27 protein-coding genes are annotated in these 25,117 nt (G+C 67.7%); 18 read left to right on the top strand and 9 right to left on the bottom strand.

The features are described from left to right. Positions 1-8: 8 nt before the first annotated feature. The 3 genes from DTA15_RS04190 to DTA15_RS04180 form a co-directional block, all read right to left on the bottom strand. Positions 9-485, bottom strand: a complete 477-nt coding sequence (locus tag DTA15_RS04190; protein ID WP_006488803.1) for an SRPBCC family protein — start codon at positions 483-485, stop codon at positions 9-11. Between the two features lie 119 nt (positions 486-604). Further along, positions 605-1,090 carry an SRPBCC family protein gene (locus tag DTA15_RS04185; protein WP_006488809.1) on the bottom strand — a complete coding sequence of 162 codons (486 nt, stop codon included), beginning with the start codon at positions 1,088-1,090 and terminating at the stop codon, positions 605-607. Next, positions 1,062-1,427: an ArsR/SmtB family transcription factor gene (locus tag DTA15_RS04180; RefSeq protein WP_006488804.1), complete on the bottom strand. Its 366-nt coding sequence runs from the start codon at positions 1,425-1,427 to the stop codon at positions 1,062-1,064. The genes DTA15_RS04185 and DTA15_RS04180 overlap by 29 nt, the downstream gene beginning before the upstream one ends. A gap of 204 nt (positions 1,428-1,631) precedes the next feature. On the opposite strand from DTA15_RS04180, the gene DTA15_RS04175 reads away from it, so the two are divergent. Together DTA15_RS04175 and DTA15_RS04170 are read left to right on the top strand one after the other, a co-directional pair. Next, positions 1,632-2,162, top strand: coding sequence for a GNAT family N-acetyltransferase (locus DTA15_RS04175; RefSeq protein WP_006488807.1), 531 nt, complete (start codon positions 1,632-1,634; stop codon positions 2,160-2,162). A gap of 162 nt (positions 2,163-2,324) precedes the next feature. Beyond that, complete coding sequence (locus tag DTA15_RS04170; protein ID WP_006491855.1) at positions 2,325-2,903, top strand: hypothetical protein; 579 nt, start codon at positions 2,325-2,327, stop codon at positions 2,901-2,903. A gap of 39 nt (positions 2,904-2,942) precedes the next feature. On the opposite strand, the gene DTA15_RS04165 is transcribed toward DTA15_RS04170, so the two are convergent. Next, positions 2,943-3,527, bottom strand: a complete 585-nt coding sequence (locus DTA15_RS04165) for a TetR/AcrR family transcriptional regulator (RefSeq protein WP_006483950.1) — start codon at positions 3,525-3,527, stop codon at positions 2,943-2,945. A gap of 315 nt (positions 3,528-3,842) precedes the next feature. Between DTA15_RS04165 and DTA15_RS04160 the strand changes: the two genes are divergently transcribed. Next, positions 3,843-4,547 carry an SDR family oxidoreductase gene (locus tag DTA15_RS04160; RefSeq protein WP_012493598.1) on the top strand — a complete coding sequence of 235 codons (705 nt, stop codon included), beginning with the start codon at positions 3,843-3,845 and terminating at the stop codon, positions 4,545-4,547. 60 nt (positions 4,548-4,607) lie between these two features. On the opposite strand, the gene fabV is transcribed toward DTA15_RS04160, so the two are convergent. Beyond that, positions 4,608-5,810 carry an enoyl-ACP reductase FabV gene (gene fabV / locus DTA15_RS04155; protein ID WP_006483953.1) on the bottom strand — a complete coding sequence of 401 codons (1,203 nt, stop codon included), beginning with the start codon at positions 5,808-5,810 and terminating at the stop codon, positions 4,608-4,610. A 167-nt stretch (positions 5,811-5,977) separates the two neighbouring features. Between fabV and DTA15_RS04150 the strand changes: the two genes are divergently transcribed. The 6 genes from DTA15_RS04150 to DTA15_RS04125 all read left to right on the top strand — a co-directional run bounded on the left by DTA15_RS04150 (position 5,978) and on the right by DTA15_RS04125 (position 11,541). Continuing rightward, entirely contained in the window at positions 5,978-6,511 is a 534-nt protein-coding gene (locus DTA15_RS04150; protein WP_006480371.1) for a GbsR/MarR family transcriptional regulator, read from the top strand. A gap of 88 nt (positions 6,512-6,599) precedes the next feature. After that, complete coding sequence (locus tag DTA15_RS04145; RefSeq protein WP_006491856.1) at positions 6,600-7,919, top strand: SDR family oxidoreductase; 1,320 nt, start codon at positions 6,600-6,602, stop codon at positions 7,917-7,919. Continuing rightward, positions 7,916-8,386 (top strand): DUF2269 family protein, encoded by a 471-nt coding sequence (locus DTA15_RS04140; protein ID WP_006485758.1) that lies wholly within the window; start codon positions 7,916-7,918, stop codon positions 8,384-8,386. The genes DTA15_RS04145 and DTA15_RS04140 overlap by 4 nt, the downstream gene beginning before the upstream one ends. Before the next feature lie 93 nt (positions 8,387-8,479). Continuing rightward, positions 8,480-9,349 carry a thiol-disulfide oxidoreductase DCC family protein gene (locus DTA15_RS04135; protein ID WP_041494538.1) on the top strand — a complete coding sequence of 290 codons (870 nt, stop codon included), beginning with the start codon at positions 8,480-8,482 and terminating at the stop codon, positions 9,347-9,349. After that, the gene (locus tag DTA15_RS04130) at positions 9,346-10,845 is read left to right on the top strand and encodes a TIGR01777 family oxidoreductase (RefSeq protein WP_006485764.1); all 1,500 of its coding nucleotides are present in this window, start codon (positions 9,346-9,348) and stop codon (positions 10,843-10,845) included. Before DTA15_RS04135 ends, DTA15_RS04130 begins: the two co-directional genes overlap by 4 nt. 72 nt (positions 10,846-10,917) lie before the next feature. Beyond that, entirely contained in the window at positions 10,918-11,541 is a 624-nt protein-coding gene (locus DTA15_RS04125) for a glutathione S-transferase family protein (RefSeq protein ID WP_006485757.1), read from the top strand. 78 nt (positions 11,542-11,619) lie between these two features. On the opposite strand, the gene DTA15_RS04120 is transcribed toward DTA15_RS04125, so the two are convergent. Beyond that, complete coding sequence (locus DTA15_RS04120) at positions 11,620-13,041, bottom strand: serine hydrolase domain-containing protein (protein WP_006485765.1); 1,422 nt, start codon at positions 13,039-13,041, stop codon at positions 11,620-11,622. A gap of 242 nt (positions 13,042-13,283) precedes the next feature. On the opposite strand from DTA15_RS04120, the gene DTA15_RS04115 reads away from it, so the two are divergent. The 7 genes from DTA15_RS04115 to DTA15_RS04090 all read left to right on the top strand — a co-directional run bounded on the left by DTA15_RS04115 (position 13,284) and on the right by DTA15_RS04090 (position 19,452). Next, a complete protein-coding gene (locus tag DTA15_RS04115) occupies positions 13,284-13,703 on the top strand; it encodes an HIT family protein (protein WP_006485763.1) in 420 nt (139 codons plus the stop codon). A gap of 253 nt (positions 13,704-13,956) precedes the next feature. Then, positions 13,957-14,127 (top strand): hypothetical protein, encoded by a 171-nt coding sequence (locus DTA15_RS38485; protein WP_006485756.1) that lies wholly within the window; start codon positions 13,957-13,959, stop codon positions 14,125-14,127. Positions 14,128-14,290: 163 nt separating this feature from the next. Next, a complete protein-coding gene (locus tag DTA15_RS04110) occupies positions 14,291-14,950 on the top strand; it encodes a methyltransferase family protein (protein ID WP_006485759.1) in 660 nt (219 codons plus the stop codon). A gap of 377 nt (positions 14,951-15,327) precedes the next feature. Further along, positions 15,328-15,765, top strand: coding sequence for a hypothetical protein (locus DTA15_RS04105; RefSeq protein WP_006496212.1), 438 nt, complete (start codon positions 15,328-15,330; stop codon positions 15,763-15,765). Positions 15,766-16,606: 841 nt separating this feature from the next. Continuing rightward, positions 16,607-17,443, top strand: coding sequence for a bifunctional allantoicase/(S)-ureidoglycine aminohydrolase (locus DTA15_RS04100; RefSeq protein WP_006487082.1), 837 nt, complete (start codon positions 16,607-16,609; stop codon positions 17,441-17,443). An 85-nt stretch (positions 17,444-17,528) separates the two neighbouring features. Next, a protein-coding gene (locus DTA15_RS04095; RefSeq protein WP_085964362.1) for an IS3-like element ISBcen9 family transposase occupies positions 17,529-18,889 on the top strand; the annotation gives its coding sequence in 2 pieces (ribosomal slippage) (positions 17,529-17,994 and positions 17,994-18,889; 1,362 coding nt in all). Positions 18,890-19,218: 329 nt separating this feature from the next. Continuing rightward, positions 19,219-19,452, top strand: coding sequence for a hypothetical protein (locus DTA15_RS04090; RefSeq protein ID WP_006487081.1), 234 nt, complete (start codon positions 19,219-19,221; stop codon positions 19,450-19,452). A 335-nt stretch (positions 19,453-19,787) separates the two neighbouring features. Here the strand turns inward: DTA15_RS04090 and DTA15_RS04085 are convergent, their stop codons facing one another. Together DTA15_RS04085 and DTA15_RS04080 are read right to left on the bottom strand one after the other, a co-directional pair. Next, positions 19,788-20,300 (bottom strand): chloramphenicol phosphotransferase CPT family protein, encoded by a 513-nt coding sequence (locus DTA15_RS04085; RefSeq protein WP_012493593.1) that lies wholly within the window; start codon positions 20,298-20,300, stop codon positions 19,788-19,790. Positions 20,301-20,454: 154 nt separating this feature from the next. Continuing rightward, complete coding sequence (locus DTA15_RS04080; protein ID WP_006487079.1) at positions 20,455-21,249, bottom strand: aminoglycoside phosphotransferase family protein; 795 nt, start codon at positions 21,247-21,249, stop codon at positions 20,455-20,457. A gap of 244 nt (positions 21,250-21,493) precedes the next feature. Between DTA15_RS04080 and DTA15_RS04075 the strand changes: the two genes are divergently transcribed. Beyond that, a complete protein-coding gene (locus DTA15_RS04075) occupies positions 21,494-23,623 on the top strand; it encodes a penicillin-binding protein 1A (RefSeq protein ID WP_006491648.1) in 2,130 nt (709 codons plus the stop codon). A gap of 8 nt (positions 23,624-23,631) precedes the next feature. Next, positions 23,632-24,243, top strand: coding sequence for a trimeric intracellular cation channel family protein (locus DTA15_RS04070; RefSeq protein WP_006485872.1), 612 nt, complete (start codon positions 23,632-23,634; stop codon positions 24,241-24,243). 52 nt (positions 24,244-24,295) lie between these two features. On the opposite strand, the gene DTA15_RS04065 is transcribed toward DTA15_RS04070, so the two are convergent. Beyond that, a complete protein-coding gene (locus DTA15_RS04065; RefSeq protein ID WP_006485871.1) occupies positions 24,296-25,117 on the bottom strand; it encodes a heme ABC transporter ATP-binding protein in 822 nt (273 codons plus the stop codon).

Below are 25,117 nucleotides of genomic sequence, written 5' to 3'. Positions count from 1 at the left end.
ACGCCGCGTCACCCGGCTTCCACCAGCGCCGCGAGCCGCGCCAGCGCCATCTGCCAGCCGGTCTCGTTGTCGGCGGCCGGCACACCGGGCGGGACGCCGTCGTGCACGGCATCCACCCGCGTGCCGCCCGCTTCGTCGGACAGCGTGATCGTGATCGTCATCGCGCCGCGCAGCATCGGGTCGTCGGTTTCGAATACGTCGATCTCGACGATCTGCTGGTCCGGCACGAGCGTGACGAAGCGGCCGTGATAGGTGTCGGTGTGTGCGGTGGTCTTGCCGGTGCCGGCCGCGGGCGCGTCGTAGCTCAGCGACACGCGCAGCGCGCCGCCTTCGCGCGCATCGTACGCATGCACGCGGCAGGTCATGCCGTCGGGCACTTTCCACTGTTCGACCGCGTGGGGGTCGAGCAGCGCGCGGTAGACGCGCCCGCGCGGGGCGTTCAGGTGCCGGCTGACCCGGGTCGAATGCGTGTGCGTGTGCAACATGTGGCCTCCCGCGAAGCGCGCGCGACGGTGCACGCCGGCGCCCGGCGTGTCGTCACGCTTCCTTCAGGAATCCTAGGCGCGGGCGCGGCGGCATGCAATGACCGCACGCGAGACGGCGTTCAGCGCAGGGTCGCGGCGAAGGCGTCGAGCTGCGTGATGCAGGTGTTCCAGCCCTCGAAAAAGCCGAGCGCTTCGTGGCGCTCGCGCGTCGCCGCGTCGGGATGCATCACGCGCGCCTCGTAGCGGCTGCCCGCGTCGTCGTCGGCCATCGTGATGATCGCCGTGAAGCCCATCCACGGCGCCTGCGGCCGCCAGCCACCCGTGAGCATCGACGTGAACGCGATGCGCGATTCCGGCACGATTTCGAGGAAGCAGCCGGGATTGTCGCTCGTGCCGCCGTCGGGGCCGCGCATGAACGTGTGGAAGGCGCCGCCCGGCCGCAGGTCGAACGCGCGCACCTCGGTGGTCCACGGTTTCGGGCACCACCATTCCTTCAGCAGATCGGGGTCGGTCCATGCGCGCCACAGCGCCTGGCGCGGCGTGCGCAACGTACGCGTGATGACGAGGTCGTGGGCTTCAGCGGGTTCGACGTGGCTGGCTGACATCTTGCTCCTCCTGGTGACGGCGTTCGACGAATTCGACGAGACGATCGGATCGCGCTTCCCATTGCGCGCGTTGCGCGGCGAGCCACGCCTCGGCCTCGGTCAGCCGGCTGCCGACCAGCGTGCAGGTGCGCGAGCGGCCGGTTTTGCGGGTTTCCACGAGGCCGCTGCGCTCGAGTACGGCAACGTGCTTCATGAACGACGGCAGCGCCATGTCGAACGGCGCGGCCAGCGCGGAGACCGTGCGCTCGCCCTGGCCGAGCGCGCTGACGATCGCGCAGCGCGTCGGATCGGCGAGCGCATGAAAGACGTCGCTGATGCCGGGTTGAAAGTTATCCATTTGGCTAAGTGTAGGCGATGTGGGAAACGCTGCAGCGAAAATTTTCGTCACGTACGATGATGGGGCGGTAACGCGCGCCGACCGGGCGCTGCGTCGCCGGACGTCTGCCGTCGTCGCGCGAGCCTCGACGCCCGGCCGGCGTTCGTTCCGATTCCGGCCCATGCCGAACCCGGGCGTGCGGCCCACCTGATTACCGGAGATGGCATGACCGAACCTGTTACCGTCCGCCGCGTCGGCGCAAGCGAAGCGATGGCCTGCGTCGATGCGCTGGCCGACGTGCTGATCGATTGCGTCGAAGGCGGCGCGTCCGTCAGCTTCATGTTGCCGATCGCGCGGTCGACCGCGGTCGCGTTCTGGACGCGCGTGGCCGACGGCGTTGCGAACGACGAGCGCATCCTGCTCGTCGCCGAGGATGCATCGGGCCGGATCGTCGGCACCGTGCAGGTCGTGACCGCGCAGCCCGAGAACCAGCCGCATCGCGCGGACATCTCGAAGATGCTCGTGTCGCGGCACGCGCGCCGGCAGGGCATCGCCGCGCGCTTGATGGCGGCGGCCGACGCGGCCGCGCGCGACGCCGGCAAGACCGTGCTCGTGCTCGACACGGTGACGGGCGGCGACGCCGAGCGGCTGTACGAGCGGGCCGGCTGGCAGCGTGTCGGCGTCGTGCCGAACTATGCGCTGATGCCCGACGGCGCGCTCTGCGCGACGACGGTTTTCCACAAGCAGCTCGCGTAAGGGCAATCGCCATGTTGAGCGGCATCGTTCCGGGCGTGTCGGGAGCCGCTTCTTGCCCGGCAGCCAACCGTCAGGAATAGCAGGACCGGAGGCAGCCCCGGTCCGATATAGTCGCGTTCTCGCAGAAGGACGCCGACAACACGCCACGCAACCGCCGCCTCGATGAAACGCTCCCATGTCGCTTTCGCCCTCACGGGCCTGCTCGTCGCGCTGCCGATTGCCGCGTATGCGCTCGTCAAGCCGCTGCGCGTCGTCGCGCCCGCGCTGGTTCCCGGCGTGTCGTGCCCGCGTGCCGACATCTGCACGGACGATGCCGCGAAGCTCGGCGCCGCGCAGCAGCTCTATCGCGACGGCGCCGCCCGCGCGGCGGCGGCCGTCGGCGGGTTCCGCGCCGCACCGCGCATCGTGTTCTGCGCGACGCGCGCGTGCGCCGATGCGTTCGGCCTCGGCACGCGCGCGGCGCTGACGCTCGGCGATTTCGGCATCGTGATCGCACCGCGCGGCTGGCAGACCTATTTTCTCGCGCACGAGCTGATCCATCACCGTCAGGCCGAGGTGCTCGGCAACCTGGCCGTCGTGACCAAGCCGCGCTGGCTGATCGAAGGGATGGCGTATTCGCTCAGCGACGATCCGCGCCGTCCGCTCGCGCAACCGTTCGAGGCTTGGCGCACGCAGTTTGCCGCGTGGAATGCGGCGCGCGGTGCGCAGCCGCTGTGGGATGCTGCGCGGGCGATCGAATAGCGCGGCAGCAGCGAGCGCGCTGCGTCGAAGGGTGCGCCGTTACGCCGACGTCACCGGATCGCCGCGTCGGCCGGTCAGCGCGTCCCGCCCCGCGTCGAGGATCTCGTCGGCCAGCGCGGGATCGCTGCCGGCGATCGCGCGGGACAGCACGAGCGCACCGACCATCTGGCTGAAGACCGCCAGCGCGTCGCGACGCGTCTGCTCCGGCGTGGCGCCGTCGGTCGCCACCATCCGTTCCAGTCGATCGAGATACGCGGCGAGCCCGTGCGCGTAGCAGGCGCGCGCCGTCTCGGTCAGCCGCGGCGCATCGCCCGCGAAGCCGGACAGCGGGCAGCCGGCCTCGAGGTTGTCGCGATGCGCGGGTGACAGATACGCGGCCACCTGCGCGTCGAGGCTGCCGGCATTCGGCGAATCCGCGCGGTCGTGCATCGCCTTTTCCATCACTTCGGCGACCAGCGCGTCTTTCGATTTGAAGTGGTTGTAGAAGCCGCCTTGCGTGAAGCCGGCTTCCTTCATCAGCTCCGTCAGCCCCACGGCGTCGACGCCGCGCACGCGGAACAACCGTTCGGCGGCCGCGACGATCGCGCTTCGGTTCTCGGCGGCCTGTTGTCTGGATACGCCCATCGATCTCTCCCTGATTGTTGCCGATCGCGTCGATTGAAAAACACGATGGTGATCGCCATTGACATGCCCGCGTAGCGCGAACACAATGCACCGCAAAGACAATGGTGATCGACATTGACATTCGAGTGTAGCCGACTTGGCGGGCAACACAAAGCCAAGCCGGGGCGCGGAGGGCAATCGGTCGGCGTCTTTAACGTCGCGGGCACACAACCGGCAGCGAGCGGCTCGGTACGCGATGGCAACCTCGTTTTCCACCGGATCTCATGCGCGCGGCGAGCCGGCGTGCAGGCGATTCATCATGCGAAAGGAACGATCATGAAGATCGAAGGTGCAGTCGTTTTCGTGACGGGCGCGAACCGCGGGCTGGGGCTCGAATTCGCGAAGCAGGCGCTCGCCAGGGGCGCGCGCAAGGTCTATGCGGCGGCGCGCGACCCGGCCACCGTGACGCTGCCGGGCGTCGTGCCCGTGAAGCTCGACGTGACCGATCCGGCGACGGTCGCGGCGGCGGCCGATGCGGCGCGCGACGTCACGCTGCTGATCAACAACGCCGGCATCGCGCGGCTCGGCAGCCTGACGGACGACGGCGCGCCCGACGCGCTGCGCGATCACTTCGAAACCAACGTGTTCGGGATGCTCGCGATGTCGCGGGCGTTTGCGGGAACCCTGGCGGCCCACGGCGGCGGCGCGATCCTCAATATCCTGTCGGTCGCGAGCTGGGTGAACCGGCCGATCCTGTCGGGCTACGGCGTATCGAAATCGGCCGCATGGGCGTTGACCAACGGGCTGCGCCACTCGCTGCGCGAGCAGCGCACACAGGTCGTCGGGCTGCACGCCGGTTTCATCGATACCGACCTGACGGCCGGCCTCGACGTGCCGAAGGCCACGCCGGCCGACGTCGTGCGCCAGGCGTACGACGCCATCGAGGCGGGAGCGGAGGAAGTGTCGACCGACGAGTTCACGCGGCAGGTGAAGGCCGCGTTGTCGTCGGGCGTCTATCTGGAAGAGCCGGCGCCGCGTTGACGGCGCCGGTCATGCGCATCCGCCGCCCGCGCGGTGAGCGCGGCGGCGGCGGTCGACGCGTCAGACCGTCGTGTCGATGATGCCCGGGATCTTCACGTCCGGGTTCACGTCCGCGTCGTAGTCGACGCCGGCGATCTCGAAGCCGAACAGGCGCAGGAACTCGGTCTTGTAGCCCGCGAAGTCCGTCATCTCGTACAGGTTCTCGTTCGTGACCTTGTCCCACATCGCGACGACCTGGTTCTGCACTTGCGGATCGAGTTCCTTGTAGTCCGCGCGCAGGCGGCCTTCTTCGTCGACGTGCGGCGTCGCGCCGTACAGGCTGTCCTTCAGGAGCCCATACACCTGCTCGATGCAGCCTTCGTGCGTGCCCTTTTCCTTCATCACCTTGAACAGCAGCGACAGGTACAGCGGCATCATCGGGATCGCCGAGCTGGCCTGCGTGACGACGGCCTTCAGCACCGACACGCGCGCATCGCCGCCGTGCGCGGCCAGCTTGTCGCGGATCGACAGCACCTTCTTGTCGAGATCCTTCTTCGCTTCGCCGATCGAGCCGTTCCAGTAGATGTCGTGCGTGATCTGCTCGCCGAGGTACGTGAACGCGGTGGTCTTCGCGCCGTCGGCCAGCACGCCGGCGTCGGCCAGCGCGTCGATCCACATCTGCCAGTCCTCGCCGCCCATCACCGCGACGGTGCCGTCGATCTCTTCCTGCGTCGCCGGTTCGAGCGAGACTTCGCGGATCACTTCCTTGTCGGTGTCGAGGCCGCGGAACGTGACGGCCTTGCCGACCGGCTTGAGCGTCGAGCTGATGGTTTCGCCCGTCTTCGGATGCGTGCGGCGCGGCGCCGCGAGGCTGTAGACGACCAGATCGACCTTGCCGAGATCCTGCTTGATGGTGTCGATCGTGACCTGCTTGACCTTGTCGGAGAACGCGTCGCCGTTGATGCTGCGCGCATACAGCCCCTTTTCCGTGGCGAATTTCTCGAACGCGGCGCTGTTGTACCAGCCGGCCGTGCCCGGCTTCGTCTCGCTGCCGGCACGCTCGAAGAACACGCCGAGCGTGTCCGCGCCCGAGCCGAATGCGGCCGAGATCCGGGCGGCGAGGCCGTAGCCGGTCGACGCGCCGATCACGAGCACCTTTTTCGGGCCATTGGCGATCGGGCCGTGCGAAGTCACGTAGTCGATCTGTTCCTTGACGTTGGCTTCGCAGCCGACGGGATGAGTCGTCACGCAGATGAAGCCACGCACGCGCGGTTTGATGATCATGGAAACCTCTGTCTATCTATCGGAAAGGCGGGGACGGCCTGAAATCGGAAAAATCCCGCGCATTGTAAAGGAAGCGGCCGATCGCGGGCGGGCGCGGCCGGAAGGTGCCGGACCGCCCGGATATTTCTCTCTTGACAGAAATAACTGAAAAAACTAAATTCCCCACCATGGAACTCACACCGATTGCCGAACGATTCATTCTCCACTGGGGCGAAATGGGCTCGCGGTGGGGCGTCAACCGCACCGTCTCGCAGATTCACGCGCTGCTCTACCTGGCCGGAAGGCCGGTGGCCGCCGACGAGATCGCCGAGACGCTCAACGTCGCGCGCTCCAACGTCAGCACGAGCCTGAAGGAGCTGCAGGCGTGGCGGCTCGCGAAGGTCGTGCACGTGCTCGGCGATCGCCGCGACCACTTCGAGACGTCGACCGACATCTGGGAACTGTTCAAGCTGATCGTCGAAGGGCGGCGGCAGCGCGAGATCGAGCCGACGCTCACGGTGCTGCGCGATTGCCTGACGAATCCGGAGATCGCGAACGAGAGCCGCGAGACCGAACAGCGCATTCGCGACACGCTGCAGTTCGTCGAGACGCTCACGACCTGGTCGGACGAGATGTTGCGGCTCAAGCCCGATACGCTGATGAAGGCGCTGGGCATCGGCGCGAAGATCAGCCAGACGGTCAGGCGCAAGCCGTCGAAGTAAGCGGTAACGGGAGAGCGGGCACGCAGCCCGCTTTTTTCGGGGTTGTTATTTCTGTCTGTACAGAAATAACTGTAAATAAAGGATGGATATGAACGCAGCCTTGCCGTCGACCTGTCAGCCCGAGCGCACCGGCGCACCGGGCATGACCGTGTTCGTCTGCGGCGCGAACGGCTTCATCGGTCGGGCTCTGTGCGCGCAGCTCGAAGCCGGCGGGCATCGCGTACTGCGCGGCGTGCGTCACGCCGCCGGCCCGTACGACGTCGCGATCGACTTCGCGCGGGACGTCGATCCGCAAGCGTGGCTCGCGCGGCTGAACGGCGTCGACGTGGTGATCAACGCGGTCGGCATGTTGGCCGGTCGACGCGGCGCGACGCTCGACGCCGTGCATCGCGCCGCGCCGTGCGCGCTCTTTACCGCGTGTTGCCGTGCGGGCGTGCGGCGCGTGATCCAGATTTCGGCGCTCGGCGTCGAGCGCGGCGATACGCGGTACTTCGCGAGCAAGCACGTGGCCGACCGTTTCCTGCAGACGCTGCCGATCGACTTCCGCATCGTGCGCCCCGCGCTCGTCTACGGGGCGGCCGGTGCGTCCGCGCGGTTTTTCCGGATGCTCGCGAGCCTGCCCGTGCACGGGTTGCCGGCGGGCGGCCATCAGCGGTTGCGGCCCGTGCATGTCGACGATCTTGCCGAAGTCGTCGCGCGGCTCGTCGTGCAGGCGGGCGATTCGCCGGCGACGGGCAGCCGCGTGATCGACGTGGTCGGCGGCGACGAAGTCGAATACCGCGAGATGCTGGCCGGCTACCGTGCCGCGCTCGGATTTCCGCCGGCGGCGCGCGTGACGCTGCCCGGCGCGCTGGTCGGCGCGGTGGCCGCACTGTCCGGCGCGTGGCCGGGGGCGATGCTGACGCGCGACACGTGGACGATGCTGCGCGCCGGCAACACCGGCGATCCGGCGGCCACCGCGGCGGTGCTGGGCCGGCCGCCGCGCGGCATCGGCAGTTTCATCGGCGCGGATGCCGCCACGCTGCGCCGCGACGCGCTCGCGATGTGGCGACGCCCGTTGCTGCTCGGCGCGCTCGCGATCGTGTGGATCTGGACGGCGATCGCCAGCGCATTCATCCATCCACTGCACGCGAGCCTCGCGCTGCTGGCGCCCGCGCACGTCACGGGGCTGCCCGCGCTGATCGCGCTCTACGCGGCCAGCGCGCTGGACTTCGCGTTCGGCGTCGCGACCGTCGTCGCGCCGTCGCGGCGCCTGTGGGCCGCGCAAGCGGCGCTGATCGTCGCGTATTCGGCGGTCATCGCGGTCACGATGCCCGGCCTGCTGGCCGAACCGTTCGGCCCCGTGCTGAAGAACGTGCCGATTCTCGCGATCCTGTTGATCCTGTTTTCAGAAGAAGAACACGCATGAATACCTATCTCGTCGTCAAGGCGCTTCACATCCTGTCGTCGGTGCTGCTGGTCGGTACGGGCTTCGGCACCGCGTTCTACCTGTTCTTCGCGAACCGCACGCGATCGGTGCCCGCGATCGCGGCCGTGTCGCGGCTCGTGGTGCGCGCGGACTGGTGGTTCACGACGCCGGCCGTGATCTTCCAGCCGGCGTCCGGGCTGTGGCTCGCGCACACGGCCGGCTGGCCGTGGCATGCGCCGTGGCTGCTCGCGTCGATCGTGCTGTACGCGGTCGCCGGGGCGTGCTGGCTGCCGGTCGTGTGGCTGCAGCTCGAACTCGCATCGATGGCGAAGCTCGCGCACGCGAACGGCGACGCCGCGTTGCCGGAGCGCTACTGGCGCTATGCGAAGCGCTGGGAACGGCTCGGTTATCCGGCCTTTTTCGCGATGCTGACCGTCTACTTCCTGATGGTGGTCAAGCCGATGTAGGTCCGTGGCCGTCGCGCTGTGTGGCGGCGTATGCGGGAAAGCAGGCCATCGATCGATTCATGATGCTGGCGATAACGAGAAGGAGTGCAAAGCATGGGTTCGAGTGAATTGGTTCTGTACTTCGACGGACGATGTCCGCGATGTGTCGCTGAAATCCGGCGTCTCGGCGCTCGCGACACGCGACACCGGCTGGCGTTCGTCGATATCGCCGGGCCGGGTTTCGATCCGGCGCCGCTCGGCGTCGACCTGCCCGCGTTGAATCGCGAACTGCATGCGCGCCTGCCCGACGGACGCATGCTGACCGGCATCGACAGCATCCTCGCGGCGTATGCGCTGGTCGGGCGCCGCGGGCGAGTCTGGCTGCTTCGCATGCCGGCGATGCGTGCCGGGTTCGCGTTGCTGTATCGCCGCCTGGCGCGCAATCGGCATGCCGTGTCGCACTGGCTCGGATATCGCTCGCAAGCCTGCAGCGAAGGCGGTGCGTGCAGCATCGGCCGGGATCCCGACGGTGCAGCAGCGAATCGCCCGCCGCGCGATACCCCGCGCCGTATCGTCGTGAGCTGGATGTACGCAGCGGCGCTCGTTCACCTGCTCGTCGGCGTGGTGATGCCGTGGATTGCCGGCGCATCGTGGCTCGACGCGTATCACCGGGAGATCGAGCGGCATTTCTGGACGGGAACCGCACCCGAGGCCGCGCGTGTCCAGCAGGTGTGGTGGTTGTCGCTGATCGCCGCGACGGTGCAGTGCGCGGCGGTCTGGATGCTCGCGCTCGTCCATCTCGGCAACCGCTTGCGGAAGCGGGAAGCGTGGGGCTGGTTGCTGGCCGGCCTGTTGATCTGGGCGCCGCAGGACATGCTGTTGTCGTGGCAGGCGCAGGTGTGGGGTCACGTGGCGATCGACGTTGCCGCGCTCGTCGCGATGGTGCCGCCGCTGGCCTGGCTGTGGAGGAGGGATACCGCATGAACACGTTGCCGGCTTTCGACTGGGCGCTCAACCTGCTGATCGTGCAGGGCGCGATGGGCGCATTCGATACGCTTTATCACCACGAACTCACGCAGGACCTGCCGCACCGCCCGCGTGCGCGGCTCGAGCTGGCGATTCATGCGGTGCGGTCCGTGCTGTACGGGCTCGTGTTCGCATCGATCGCGAACGTCGCGTTTCACGGCGCGTGGGTCGCGGCCGTCGCGGCGGTCGTGCTCGTCGAAGTGGGGCTGACGTTGTGGGATTTCGTCGTCGAGGACCGGAGCCGCAAGCTGCCGGCGACCGAGCGCGTGCTGCACACGCTGCTGGCCGTCAACGGCGGCGCGTTGTTCGGGATGGTCGCGATGCAGCTGTCCGCGTGGGCGCACGAGCCGACCGCGCTGCAGCCGATCGATCCCGGCTGGCGCGGCTGGCTGCTCAGCCTGTTTGCCGTCGGCGTGACGGTGTCGGGCGTGCGCGACGGGATCGCCGCGTGCCGCGTCGCGCCGCGCGCGCCGGCCGCCAACCCGTTCGCCGGGCAGCGGCCCGGCAACGTGCTGGTCACCGGCGGAACCGGCTTCATCGGCGAAACGCTGGTGAACCAGTTGCTCGACGCAGGACATACGGTCACGTTGCTGGCGCGCGATCCGCTGCGCGCCGCCTACCTGTTTCAGGGGCGCGTGCGCAGCGTGACGTCCGTCGAACAGTTGCAGCCGCACGCGCGCTTCGACACGGTGATCAATCTCGCCGGCGCGCCGGTGCTGGGTGCACGCTGGAGCAAGCGCCGGCAGGCGCTGCTGCTCGCCAGCCGCGTCGGCGTCACGCAGGCGCTGATGCGCTGGGTCGAAACCGCCGAGGCCAAGCCGCGCACGTGGATCCAGGCGTCCGCGATCGGCTACTACGGCGTGCGGCCGGGCGACGAACGGCTCGACGAGCGTAGCGGCGCCGGCACCGGCTTCATGTCGGCGCTGTGCCGGCAGTGGGAGGCGGCCGCCGCGCCGCTCGCACGCCACGGCGTGCGTGCGGTGGTGCTGCGGCTGGGCGTCGTGTTCGGCCCGGGCGGCGCGTTGCGCCCGATGCTGCTGCCGCATTACTTCGGGCTGGGCGGCCGATTCGGCGACGGCGCGCAAGTGCTGAGCTGGATTCACCGCGACGACGTGCTGCGGATCGTGGCGCGCGCGATGTCGCAGGCGGGCATGCACGGCGTCTACAACGCGGTCGCACCGGTGCCGCTGACCCAGCGCGCGTTCGTGCAGATCGTGTCGAAGGTGCTGCGCCGCCGCGCGTGGCTGCACGTGCCGGCCGCGCCGCTGCGCGCCGCGATGGGCGAGATGGCCGAGCTGCTGCTGGACGGGCAGCGCGTAGTGCCCGCACGGCTGCATCAGGACGGATTCATGTTCCGCTTCCCGACGGCCGAGCATGCGCTGCGCGACCTGACGAATCGGCCGCACACCGATTTCGCGCACGCGGCCTGCCGTTTTCCGCGAGGTCGTGTATAAATTCGGCGTGAATGCGTTCGGCGCGTGTCGCGCGCCCCGAATGCTCCGCACCCGACCTCACAAGGAGACTGCATGCTGCGCATCCTCGGCAAGATTCCGTCCATCAACGTCCGCAAGGTGCTGTGGCTGTGCACCGAACTGAACCTGCCGTTCGAACAGGAGGACTGGGGCGCGGGCTTTCGCACGACCCACGATCCGGCCTATCTCGCGCTGAATCCGAACGCGCTCGTGCCCGTCATCAAGGATGACGACTTCGTGCTCTGGGAATCGAACACGATCATCCGCTACCTCGCGAACCGCTACGGCGGCGATGCGCTGTATCCGGCCGAGCCGCAGGCGCGTGCACGGGTCGACCAGTGGATCGACTGGCAGGGCGCGGATCTGAACCGCTCGTGGGTCGGCGCTTTCCTCGGCCTCGTGCGCAAATCGCCCGATCACCAGGATCCGGACGGCATCGCGCAGTCGATCGCGGGCTGGACGAAGCACATGCACGTGCTGAATGCGCAACTCGACAAGACCGGCGCGTACGTGGCCGGCAACACCTTCACGCTCGCGGATATCCCGATCGGCCTGTCGGTGAACCGCTGGTTCGGCACGCCGTTCGAGCATCCCGAATTGCCGGCGGTGTCGCGCTATATCGAACGTCTCGCGACGCGCGAAGGTTTCAAGCAATACGGCGGCAGCGCGAATCCGTAATGCTGCGCCCGTCGCGCGTGATGCGGCGGCGCCGTCGCGGGCGGCGCTTCATCGAATCCGGCGGGCACCGGCCCGTCGTCACGCACCGGGCGCCGGCACCGCGTCGAGCACGCGCGCGAGAAACGCCTCGTGATTCCACGCGGCTTCCGGCCGCGACAGCCCGAGCCGCACGACCACCAGCTGACGGCTCGGCACCACGCTCACGAACTGGCCTTCGTGGCCGACCGCGTGAAACGCGTCGGCCGGCATCGCGCGTGCGTGCGGATCGCGATCGTTGAACGGCTCCGGCACCTTGACCCACAGCTGCGCGCCGAATTCCTGCCGCGACGATTGCGGCGTCGCGCGCGTCAGGTAGCCCACCCACCCTTCCGGCAGCAGCCGCTGCCCGTTCCACACGCCGTCCTGCAGCAGCAGCTGGCCGAAGCGCGCCCAGTCGCGTGCGCTCGCATACATGTACGACGCGCTGACGAGCGTGCCGGACGCGTCGGGCTCGAACACCGCGCTGCGCATCCCGAGCGGCGCGAACAGCGCGCGGCGCGGCAACGCGAGGTAGTCGCCGGCGTTGCCGCCCAGCGCCTCGCGCATCACGCACGCGACGATCGCGCTCGTGCCGCTCGAGTACGACCATTGCGTGCCGGGCGTCGCGACCAGCGGCTTCGCCGACGCGAACCGCGCGGTATCGGGCTGCGTGAACAGCATCACCGCGACGTCGGACAGCGGGTCGTCGTAGTCCTCGTTGAATTGCAGGCCGCTCGTCATCCGCAGCAGCTCGTCGAGCGTGATGGCCGCGCGCGGATCGCCGCTGCCGCGCCATTCGGGCAGCAGCGCCGACGCGTCCGGCGACAGCTTGTGCTGCGCGACCAGCGTGCCGACCAGCGCGGCCGTGACGGTCTTCGTCATCGACCAGCCGGGCAGCGGCGTGTCGGCCGTGAAGCCGGGCGCATAGCGTTCGGCGATCACCTGGCCGCGCCACATCACGACGACCGCGCGCGTGCGGCGCGGCCGCGCCGGATCGGGTTCGTCGAACGCGCGGTCGATGGCGGTCTGCAACAGGTGTGCGTCGATGCCGGCGGGCGGTGTGGCCGGTGCGGGCGGATCGGGTTGCGCGGGCGCTGGATCGGGGAGGGGCGGCAACCCGGCGGGCAAGGTGGCCGCCGCCGAGCCGGTCGGGGACCCGACCGCGAGCGTGCAGCCGAGCCCGGGCCGGAAGTCGGCTTCGCGTTCGGCGAAGCCGGCGAACGTCGCCACCGCGCGATGATGGTCGGGATCGAGCGACGGGCGCACCAGTTTCAGCAGCGGATGGACGCCGGCCATGATGTCGACGTCGATCACGGACGCGGCCGGGCGCCCCGACACGAACACGCCGGAACACAGCGCCTTCGCCGCATAGCCGGTCGCGATCGGCGCGAGCCGGTACAGCATGTAGGCCGTGTAGCCGATCGCGGCAACGAGCGCGAGCGCGACACCGCGCAGCATCAGTTTCTTGAGGGGGATCGTCATGCGCGAGCGTCCTCGGTGGCGTGCCGGTCGGCAACGATCCGGCAGTGTCGCAGGTTCGGGCGACGCGTTGCAATCGCCGCCGCGTGACGCGCGATGACGGCCGCATGCGTGCGCGCTGCCGCGTGCCGACGGGCCGGCCGGCGGCGCGCGTCGGGGCGAGTTGATATCGGGCCGGCCATCGGCCGATAATCGTCCGGCATTGCTCTCCCAGTCCCATTGTCCAACCGAGATCGGAAAACGCCATGTCCTACGACAACAACAACCCGTTCGCCAAAATCCTGCGCGGCGAACTGCCGTGCGTGAAGGTCGCCGAAGACGACGCGACGCTCGCGATCATGGACCTGATGCCGCAGGCCGACGGCCACGTGCTCGTGATCCCGAAGGAGCCGGCCGCGCAGATCTTCGAGCTGTCCGGCGACGCGGCCGCGGCCGGCATCCGCATGACGCAGCGCGTCGCGGCGGCGGTGCGCGCGGCGCTCGAGCCGGACGGCGTGTTCATCGGCCAGTTCAACGGCGCGGCAGCCGGGCAGACGGTCCCGCATGTCCATTTCCACGTGATTCCGCGCTGGGAGGGCGCCGAGCTGCGGATGCATGCGCGCGACGTCGCCGACGCGGCGACGCTCGAAGCGCTCGCGCAGCGCATCCGGGCCCGCTTCGTGTAACAGCGTGATCGCCCTCGGCGCGGCGGCCGCCCACTGGCGGGCCGCTGCGCCGACCGGGCCTGTTTCAGCGGTCACACGAGGTAACACGTGTAACCGCCCGGGAAACTCGGCCGGCCAGGCGCGGCGCTAGACTCCGCGCATTGTTTCATCGAGCGACAGGAAGGGCGGATCGCCTCTTCGTGCCGGCCGCCGCGTGGTGCGGCGGCGCGGCCTTCGCGAGGTGCCATGCGTCTTTCGCGCCGGGAATCGAGCCATGTCCAGACTTCTCATCACGCTTGCCCTGATCGGCGGCCTGTCCGGCTGCTACGTCGCGCCGCCGTACGGCTACGCGCCCGCGCCGGCCTACTACGGTTACGGCTATGCGCCCGCGTATTACGCGCCGCCGGTGAGCGTCGGCATCGGCGGCAACTTCCGCATCCGCTGATCCGGCTTCGGGCCCCGGCTCGGGGCCCCGGCCGCACCGGCCCGGTCGGCTGCCGTTAGCCGGACGATGCGCGCGAATTCGCGCGCCGCATGAAGGGGGCGCACGGCGCCCGGGGTGCGCGGTTCCTATACTTCACAGGAAAGCGCATCCTCGCGAGGCCGTCATGACAGTTACCCCCAAGGTCGTCGTCCTGTCGGGCGTCGCCACGCTCGTCTATCTCGGGCTCGCCGTACTCGGCAGCGGCGGGTTCGCTGCGTTCTTCTCGCATCCTCAGTCAACCGTCGTGGCGATCGCGACACTCGCGATGGCCGTCGCCGCCCTGTTCACCGACGGCAACCTGAGCAGCGGCGAACGCGAGAACCGCGACAACCGCTGGGTGCTCGCGGCGTTCGCGGTGAGCGGCTTCCTGCTCGCATACCTGCCGGCGCTGACCGACCGCCTCGACATCTGGACCTTCGGTGGCGACACGGTGCGCTGGATCGGCGTCGGGCTGTACCTCGTGGGCGGCGTGCTGCGCATATGGCCCGTATTCGTGCTCGGCAAGCGCTTCAGTGGGCTCGTCGCGATCCAGCCGGGCCATACGCTCGTGACCGGTGGCATCTACAGCCGCATCCGCAATCCGAGCTATCTCGGCCTGGTCGTCAATTCGCTCGGCTGGGCGCTGGTGTTCCGCTCGAGCGTCGGCGTGCTGCTGGTCGTGCTGACGCTCGTGCCGCTCGTCGCGCGAATCCGTTCGGAGGAGGCATTGCTGCGTTCGCAATTCGGCGCCGAATACGACGCGTATTGCGCGCGGACGTGGCGGTTGCTGCCCGGCGTGTACTGACCCCGTCATCTTTTCCCCGACCGTCGCCCAGATGCCCGTTACCGGCGTGTGCAGATGTGTTGCCACGTGTGTCTCGAACGTGCGATCGCGTGCATGACCGGTGTGCCGCAACATGGGGTCGGACCGATGCGGGAGCCAATGCCGGCAAGGGTTTCAGCCGGATTCGACGGCCCCGTTGAATGTCTGTGATTCGTAAACAACTTGTTACCACAATGTCCACGGCAAGGATGCGGGACCGGTGCTATTCTTCGCCGCAAGCTCATTGAAATGAATTGGTCCGCGGTTCGGCACAATGCCTGGCCCGACGTCGATCGATTCAGATCGTCGTACCGAGCGGACCTCGATAACCAGAATTGCGAACAAGGAAGAATACGGGAATGTGGAAGAAAATCGCCCCCGCTCTCGTCGTCGCCGCGTTGACCGGCGCGACTGCACTGCCGGCAATGGCCGGTGACTTGAACAACGCGCTCGGCGGCGCGCTCGGCGGGGTTGCCGGCGCAGCGGTCGGCGGCGCGGTCGGCGGCAGCACGGGCTCCGTCATCGGCGGCGCGATCGGCGGCGGCGCCGGCGGCGCGGTGACGTCGAACCGTCGCGAGCGCACCGGCGCGATCATCGGCGGCGCCCTCGGCGGCGGCGCGGGTACCGCGGCCGGCAACGCGATGGGCGGCCGCACGGGCGGCCTGCTGGGCGCGGCGGTCGGCGGCGGCGCTGGCGCGGCGCTCGGCGGCAACATGTCGCGCAGCTCGTACGATCGCGATCACGGCGACCGCGGCTACCGTCACCGCAAGCACCGTCACCACCGCGACTGGGACTGATCGCCGCTGGCGCGGCACGGTGCGCGATCCGCGCACCGGCGCGCCGACGGCGTCGGGACTTCGACGCGAACCTCAGCCCGGCAGCCTGCCGGGCCGCTTCGCCGGCCAGACCGGCGATGCGCCTCCGGCTTCAATCAGCCACTGCCATGGGCCCGATCGACGGGCCGGCCATCCTCCTCCCGCCGTCTCCCCATTTCGTTTGTCGACGACATCGCGTCCCGCGCATGAATGTGCCCGGACGGGATGGGCCGAATGTCCTCTGCTTTCCGTTCGCCGCGTCGGCTCGTTCCAGCCTGACGTGAGCGTATCCCGCGACCCTGCTGCAGCGATCCGCTGTCGCGCGCTTGTCGATCGCCCTCGATCCGCTTAACGGGACGTGTTGAATTGCGCATGGGTACGCCGTATTGCCGGGTACGGACGCATCGCGCGCACCGCGCAACCGTCAGGATTTCCCTGATGGTCGGCATGCCCCGCAACGCCTCCCGACCGCGCGTCGCGGGCGGCGGCGGGTAGTGGGAAATCGAATGGATGTCATCGCAACATTTAATTGGTCGATCGAGATCGACTTCGCTATCGTCGGCGATGCTCGCGTACGGAGTCGAACCGTGCCGCTGTCCGCGCCTCGCCGCATGATCGCGAGCGCCGCGGCCCGGCCGCCGGCCCGCCGCGTCCGATGAACCGGACGGACCCGACGCGAAGCCTGGCCGACCGACCGAAGGCGCATGCGCCTTCAAGCCACCCCGGCAACGATGTCCCGCCCCGCATGCGTGCCCCACGCGCATGCGGACCGCCCGATGCCGTTTGCGCCCGGGGCCGGACCAACCCATTGCCTGGATGCAATATGTCTAAGACAACGTATTACGCGCCGCATGGCGGCCACCCGCCGCAGACGGATCTGCTGACCGATCGCGCGATGTTCACCGAGGCGTACGCGGTGATCCCGAAGGGTGTGATGCGCGACATCGTCACGAGCTGGCTGCCGTTCTGGACGCACACGCGCCTGTGGGTGATCGCGCGCCCGCTGTCGGGTTTCGCGGAAACCTTCTCGCAGTACATCGTCGAAGTGAATCCGGGCGGCGGCAGCGACAAGCCCGAGCAGGACAAGAACGCCGAAGCCGTGCTGTTCGTCGTCGAAGGCGAAGCCGAGCTGACGCTGCAGGGCCAGAAGCACACGCTGAAGCCGGGCGGCTATGCGTTCATCCCGCCGGGCGCGGACTGGACGCTGCACAACGTCAGCGATGCCGCGGTGCGTTTCCACTGGGTGCGCAAGCACTATCAGGCGGTCGACGGCATTCCGTTGCCGGAAGCGTTCGTGACCAACGAGCAGGACGTCGAACCGATCCCGATGCCGGGCACCAACGGCGCATGGGTGACGACGCGCTTCGTCGACATGAGCGACATGCGTCACGACATGCACGTGAACATCGTGACGTTCGAGCCGGGCGGCGTGATTCCGTTCGCTGAAACGCACGTGATGGAGCATGGCCTGTACGTGCTGGAAGGCAAGGCTGTTTATCGGCTGAATCAGGACTGGGTCGAGGTGGAAGCCGGCGACTTCATGTGGCTGCGCGCGTTCTGCCCGCAGGCTTGCTATTCGGGTGGGCCTGGCCGGTTCCGTTATCTGCTGTACAAGGATGTGAACCGTCACATGAACCTGACGCTGAACCCGGCGCGCTGAAGCGTCGCGCAAGTCGGATATGAAAACCCGCCGGTGGAAGTGAACTGAACCCCAAAAGTTGGACGCCAACTTTTGGGTTTTTTTCATGGCGAGATATACCGAGCAGTTCAAGCTATCGGTAGTGAAGCGGTGCATCGGGGGGGAAGCCATACGCGCGGTGGCGCGAACGCATGGCTTGAGTCACTCGACGGTTTCCCAGTGGTACGCCACATACCAGGCTCATGGTAAGGACGGCGTGCGTAGGAAGTACAACTCATACGATGTGGCGTTCAGGCTCAAAGTTGTTCAGCACATGCGCGAGCATGGCGTGTCGAGCAAGGAAGCGGCGGCGCGGTTCAATATTCGCAATCCGAGCGCGGTGCTCGAATGGGCTCGCCGCTATGATGATGGTGGTTTGACTGCCCTCGCGCCGAGGCCCAAAGGCCGCCGCCCAACCGCAATGCCAAAAACACCGCCTGCTCAGCCTCTGAACCCTACCGATGGCACGGATACCCGTACCCGCGAGGACCTGCTTCAGGAACTGAACTACCTGCGCATGGAGAACGCGTATCTAAAAAAGCTGAGGGCCTTGGTTCAGGCGCAGGCTGTACCGCGCAAAAAGCGCAAATAGTGCTTGAGCTAAGGCAACAATTCCCGCTGGCTGGCTTGCTCCGGGTGGCCGGACTGGCTCGCAGCACGTTTTATTACCAGTGCAAGGCGCTGGCCGCTCCCGATCGACATGCGAGTGTGAAAGCGAAAATTCGAGCACTGTTCGAGCAGCACAAGGGGCGCTATGGCTATCGACGCATCACGCTGGCGCTGCGCCGTCTGGGGCAGATGATTAACCACAAGACGGTTGCACGCCTGATGCGCAAGATGCAGTTGAAGTCCTGCGTGCGGGTCAAGAAGTACCGTGCGTATAGGGGCAACACGTGCAAGACGGCCCCGCATCTGCTCCAGCGCCAGTTCCATGCCGCCCGTCCGAACGAGAAGTGGGTTACCGACATCACCGAGTTCAGCGTAGGTGGCCAAAAGCTGTATCTGTCACCAGTGCTGGATCTGTACAACGGGGAGATCATCGCGTACCAGACGCATACTCGGCCAGCCTTCCAGATGGTTACTGACATGTTGCGCAAGGCTTTGCGTCGCCTGCAACCCGACGAAAGACCCATGTTGCACTCTGATCAAGGCTGGCATTATCAAATGCCCGGCTGGCGGCTCATGCTCGAGCAACGCTCGTTGGCGCAAAGCATGTCGCGTAAAGGCAATTGCTTGGACAACGCTGCCATGGAAAGCTTCTTCGGCACGCTGAAATCCGAGTTCTTCTACTTGAACCACTTCAGCAGCATTGAACAGCTACGCATCGGCTTGAAGCGCTACATCCGGTACTACAATCACGAGCGCATCAAGCTCAAACTGAAAGGGCTGAGTCCTGTGCAATACAGGACTCAGCCTCATCCGGCCTAGCCGGTAACCGTCCAACTTCGTGGGTTCAGTTCAAAGCCGGCGGGTTTTTTTTCGGGTTCCGCGCGGGTTTCCTTGGATGTCGGGTGGCGACCCGGAACGGCCCTTCAGATTTATCCAAAGCGGCCAATCGTTGCGACCTGCGGCGGGATTTTATAGCCACGCTCGACGAGTATCTTGGCCTCGGCGCCACTGCGGAATCATTCCCGATTAAATCGCTTCTCCCGCAGGGTGCCGTTGGAACCTTCAACGGAGTCGTTCTGCCAAGGGCGGCAAGAACGGACACAGCGTGTACGATCTGGTCTTCAAGAAAACCATCCAAGGAGAGAGGAATGAATCCGGAACAGGCCCGAGCCGAAGAAACCGAGGCGATGGAGCGCATGGTGGCCGCCACGCTGCGCGTGCAGAGTACGTTCGCCTCGATGCAGAAGCAATTTCCGCCGCAAGGCAGCGGCGAGCCTTCGCCGTTCGCGCTGCAAACCTTTGATGCTGCCCTGCAGGAACTTGAAGACGCACAGGCCGCGTTCGATGCGCTGCTGAACGATCTGATCGACGGTAACCGCTAAAGGCTACGCCCTTATCCGCACCGATTGTCGACGATCTAAAAAGCTGTGTCGAACGGCCGTTCGTAGCCGGCAGCCGCCGGTCGTGATCTCCAGCAACTGGCCGAACGGCGAACTTCGAGCAGTCCCGTGCGGGCCGCTGATAAGCTCGGGCAGCCAAAGCAACTTTTCCCGGTCACATGAGCACGCACCCCACCGCAGCCCCTGCACCCGTCACTCCAATGATGCAGCAGTACCTGCACCTTATCTGACAAGGCTTCGCGCGCAAACCTACGCTCACCTTTTTGAGGATCGTCCGCGAACGCCCCCCTTGAGCCATTCGCTGATAGCAAAAGCGATCATTCCGCCTGCGCGTTGAGGAATGAGCGGATTCTTTGAGCGCCTTCTTCGGGACTGCAAGTCGACGTATCCAGACGCATCGAGTAGGGCCTTGAGTAAGCTGGATGCCCGAATTGGGATCGCGCCATTCCTTCTCCACGGTCCGGCCTGCTGCGTTCACGCTCTTCCAGAACATCCAATGGGCAACAAACACCTATCACGTACGTGCGGCGAGGCGCGAGTGCAGAAATACATTCTTCGAAGGCGGTTGTATCTCGCAGCACAAGATCGAGAACAATCCCGAAATGACTTGCAGCTACGCGCTTCAGGGTGGACTGCAGATTGAGGTGATGTATCCTGAGCGCCTGATTCAACTCTTCATCCGATCTCATGTCACGCCTACGCGACATTTCGACGAATGCATCGAGCGATATGTGGAACATCGGCGCTTCCGAGCTATTCTGAAGCGCCTTGGCCAAGCTGCTTTTTCCCGCGCTGGTAGGTCCGTGCAATACGATCGCGATCTGTGTCATATGTCTCGCCGGCAACTCTAAGTCGATCCGTGCTGACAATTGTCGGCGATATTCTCAGCGCAGTCGATTGTCCGTTCATGGCCGAAAGGCGCCGATTCTCCCCGCATTCCCCCGTAACTCGTAACGAGTCTGCTTTCATCGGCGATGCGTATCGCTACAGCCCGAGCGCACCCGCCGCAAGCATCGCAACCTCCAGCCGTGTATCGGGCGACAACTCGTCTTCCATCAACCACACGGCCGACAGTCCCGACCACGCGAGAATCCACTGCAGCAGCCGGCGCCGGTCGAGTTGTGCGGCATCGGCCACGACCGCGACGCGCCGCCCGAAACGCACGGGATCGACCGCGATGTCGTGTGCGGGATTGCAGAACAGATTCGCGTAGTCGAACGTGCGCTCGCCGCGCAGCCCTTTCGGGTCGATCGCGCGCCAGCCGCGATCGCCGAAATGCAGGATGTTGTCGTGATGGATGTCGCCGTGCAACACGACTTCGTCGACGGACGGCTCGGCGAGCAACTGGCGAGCGATCGCCGCGGAGCGGCGCAGCACATCGTTGTCGGCATCGCTCGATAGCAGCGCATAGAGCCAGTCGTGCAGCGGCACGACCGCAGGGCACTGCGGCGCACGGTGCGCGTGCAGCCGCGCGACGACGTCGCAAGCGATGCGCATCGTGTCGTCGTCGTGGCCGGCTGCCGACAATGCGGCGAGCGACGGCGCCGGCTGCGCGCGTTCGAGCAGGATCGCGTCGCCGTCGTGCCGCCACACCTGCGCGGCGCCTTGCCCGTTCCACCAGGCCATCAGCGCATTGCCGCGGCGTTCCTCGTCGCACGTCGCGACTTTCAGCATCGCGGGCCGCGCGTGCCAGACGACCGGCAACAGGCCGCCGCTCGCGGTCAGGATCGGGCCACCGTCGGGAACGAGGCCCCACAGGTCGAGGTATCGGTCGAACATCACGCGATGGTACAGGCGAACCGGCTCATGCGCCGCGCCTGCCCGGCCGCGACGACATGCCGCAGACCCACATACGCGCCGCGAGCAAGCCCCCGGCGCACTTTCCTAAATAAAATTTAGCCAGCCAAACTTTGGCTAAAGAATGTTCCGGTTTCGCGCCATCCCTTCGACAATGCGCGCCTTTCGTGACCGATCGGCGCCCCTCGCGCGCCGGCCGTCGCGGCACTGAAGAAGGAGCCCCGACATGACCGACCCCACCGCCAACCCATCGCCGCCGCCCGCGCCGCCATCCGCACCGCCGCGCCGCCGCCGCGACTGGCGCACGCTCGCGGGCGCGGTGCTCGGCCTGACGCTCGCATGCGCGGGCATCGGCGCATGGACGATCGATCGCATCTGGACGCAGTTGCCGTCCGTCGAACACCTGGCCGTCTATCGTCCCGCGCTGCCGCTGCGGATCTTTTCGCGCGACGGCGACCTGCTGGCCGAATACGGCGTCGAGCGGCGCGAGTTCGTGCCGCTCGAACGCATTCCGCCGTTGATGCGGCACGCGCTGCTCGCGGCGGAGGACGCGAAATTCTACGAGCACGGCCCGGTCGATGTCGGCGGTCTTGCGCGCGCGACGTTCGCGAACGTCGTGACGGGCCAGCCGGGCCAGGGCGGCAGCACGATCACGATGCAGGTCGCGCGCAACTTCTACCTGACGCGCGACAAGGTGCTGAGCCGCAAGCTCGCCGAGATCCTGATGGCGGCCAAGCTCGAACGCGAATACAGCAAGGACAAGCTGCTCGAGCTGTACATGAACGAGATCTATCTGGGCGAGCGCGCATACGGCTTCGCGGCCGCCGCGCACGTGTACTTCGGCAAGCCGCTCGATGCGCTGAGCGCGGGCGAGGCGGCCGTGCTCGCGGGGCTGCCGAAGGCGCCGTCCGCGTTCAACCCGGTCGTCAATCCCGCGCGCGCGACCGCGCGGCGCAACTACGTGCTCGGCCGGATGCACGCGCTCGGGCAACTCGACGATGCGACGTATCGCGCGGCCGTCGACGCGCCGATCGCGCTGGCGACCACGCCGCCGCCCGGCATCGTCGCGGCGCCGTACGTCGCCGAGCGCGCGCGCCGAATGATGGTCGAGCGGTTTCACGACGACGCGTACACGCTCGGCCTCGACGTGACGACGACGATCTCGATGCGCGACCAGCGCGCGGCCGAAGCCGCGCTCGAGCGCACGCTGAGCCGCCAGGCGCGCGCGAAGCGCGAGACGCGCAACGGGCTCGAAGGCGCGCTCGTGTCGCTCGATGCGGCCACCGGCGACATGCTCGCGCTGGTCGGCGGCGCGGATTTCAATCGCAACGTGTTCGACCATGCGCTGCAGGCGTATCGCCAGCCGGGGTCGAGCTTCAAGCCGTTCGTCTATTCGGCGGCGCTGGAGAAGGGCTACTTCCCCGGCGTGCTCGTCGACGATACCCAGCGCACGCTCACGCACGCGGAAACCGGCGCGCGGCCGTGGCGTCCGCGCAATTTCGGCAATCGCTACGAAGGCTTCATCCCGGTGCGGCGCGGGCTCGTGCGCTCGAAGAACCTGGTCGCGGTCAGCCTGATGCAGGCCACCGACGCGCGCTACGTGCAGCAGCACGCGGTGCATTTCGGCTTCGACGCGCAGCGCAATCCGGCGTCGCTGCCGCTCGCGCTCGGCGCGGGCGCCGTGACGCCGCTCGAACTCGCGAGCGCCTACAGCGTGTTCGCGAATGGCGGGACGCGGATGGAGCCGCGCCTGATCCTGTCGGTGAAGCAGCGTCACGGCGGCGCGATGTACGAGGCGACCGTGCCGGCGGGCGAGCGGGTCGTATCGGCGCGCAATGCGTTCGTGATGGACAGCATGCTGCGCGACGTCGTGCGGGCCGGCACCGCGCGCGGCGCGCTCGCGCTGCGGCGTGACGACGCGGCCGGCAAGACGGGCACGTCGAACGGGTCGAAGGACGTATGGTTCGCCGGCTATTCGTCGGGCATCGTCGCGGTCGCGTGGCTCGGCTACGACACGCCGCGCCCAATGGGGCGCGCGACCGGCGCGACGCTCGCGCTGCCGGTCTGGCTCGACTACATGAAGACGGCCGTCGACGGGCGCACGCCGGTCGCGGCGATGCCGCCCCAGGACGTCGCGCTCGTCGACGGCGATTTCGTCTACGCGGAATACACGCGCGGCACGTGCACGGCCGACGTGCCGGCGTATATCCGCAGCCGCTTCGCGTGCGGCGGCGCGGCGGCCATCGATGCGCCCGACGCGCCGGCCGACAACGGCAAGCGCGACGAGCCGATGCCTGCCGCCGTCGATGCGGCCGAGCGCGAACGCGTGCTCGACCTGTTCCGGACCGACGACTGACGCGCGCCATGCATACGCTCTATCTGATTGCGATCGTCGCGGAAGCGATGTCGGGGGCGCTGATGGGCATGCGCCGCGGGATGGACCGCTTCGGCCTCGCGCTCGTCGGCGCGGTGACGGCGCTCGGCGGCGGCACCGTGCGCGACGTGCTGCTCGGCCACTATCCGCTCGGCTGGATCGCGCATCCCGAATACCTGGTGATCACGCTCGTCGCGGCGACCGTCGCGTCGTGGGCGGCACGGCACGTCGCGCGGATGAAGACGCTGTTCGTCACCGTCGATGCGATCGGCCTCGCGGCGTTCACGATCATCGGCTGCGACGTCGGCGCGTCGACCGGCACGGCGCCGATCATCGTCGTGCTGGCCGGCGCGATCACGGGCGTGTGCGGCGGGATGCTGCGCGATTTACTCTGCAACGAGATGCCGCTGATCCTGCGCGAGGAGCTGTACGCGAGCGTCGCGTTCGTCACGGGTTCGCTGTATGTCGGGATGCAGCATCTCGGCATCGACACGGGGTTCGCGACGCTCGTCGCGCTGGCGGCCGGCTTCTCGATGCGGATGCTCGCCGTACGGCTCGGCTGGAAGATGCGGAGCTTCGGCGCGGCGGACGTCGAGCATTGAGCGCGCGCGCCGGCATTCAGTCAGGCCGCATCAGCTGAAAGACGTGCCCGCGCTACGCGGGCACCATCACCGGCGGCGTCCCGTCGCCGGTTTCCACCATCTTCACCGCGAAGCCGTAGCACTGCGCGATATGAGCAGGCGTCATCACGTCGCGCGGTGCGCCATGCGCGACGATCGTGCCGTCGGCGAGCATCGCGATCGCATCCGCATGCCGCGCGGCGAGGTTGGGATCGTGGACGATCGCGAGCACGCCGAGCTGCCATTCGCGCGCGACGGCGCGCACGGTATCGAGCAGGCGGTGCTGGTGCGCGAGATCGAGCGCGGCGGTCGGCTCGTCGAGCAGCAGGTAACGCGGGCCGGGTTCCGTCGTGTCGTGATCGGGCCACAGCTGCGCGAGGACGCGGGCGAACTGCACGCGTGCGAGTTCGCCGCCCGACAGCGTCGTGACGTCGCGGCCGACGAGCGCGTCGGCGCCCGCGCGTTCGAGCGCGCGCCATGCGATGTCGCGATCGCGGTGCGACGTCGCACCGCTGCGCCGCGCATGCGGATAGCGGCCGAGCAGCACGATTTCGTCGACGCTGAACGGGAACGCCGGCTGCGCGGCCTGCGGCAGCACCGCGCGCAGGCACGCGAGCCGCGGCGCGTCGATGCGTGCGAGCGGTTCGCCGTTCAGCGTGACGTCGCCCGTCACGCGCACGCCGTGCGGCGCGACGCTGCCGGTGAGTTCGCCGGCGAAGGTTTTCAGCAGCGTGCTCTTGCCCGCGCCGTTGCGGCCGAGCAGCGCGGTCACGCGGCCGGGTTCGATCGACAGCGACAGGTCGCGCAGGATCGTGCCGTGCCGGCGGGCGACGTCGAGGTGGTGGGCAGTCAGCAT

Origin of the sequence: Burkholderia cenocepacia (assembly GCF_900446215.1) — a bacterium.
Lineage (GTDB): Bacteria > Pseudomonadota > Gammaproteobacteria > Burkholderiales > Burkholderiaceae > Burkholderia > Burkholderia cenocepacia.
The sequence above is the reverse complement of the archived record's forward strand: the minus strand, read 5'-3'. Positions and strand labels throughout refer to the sequence as shown.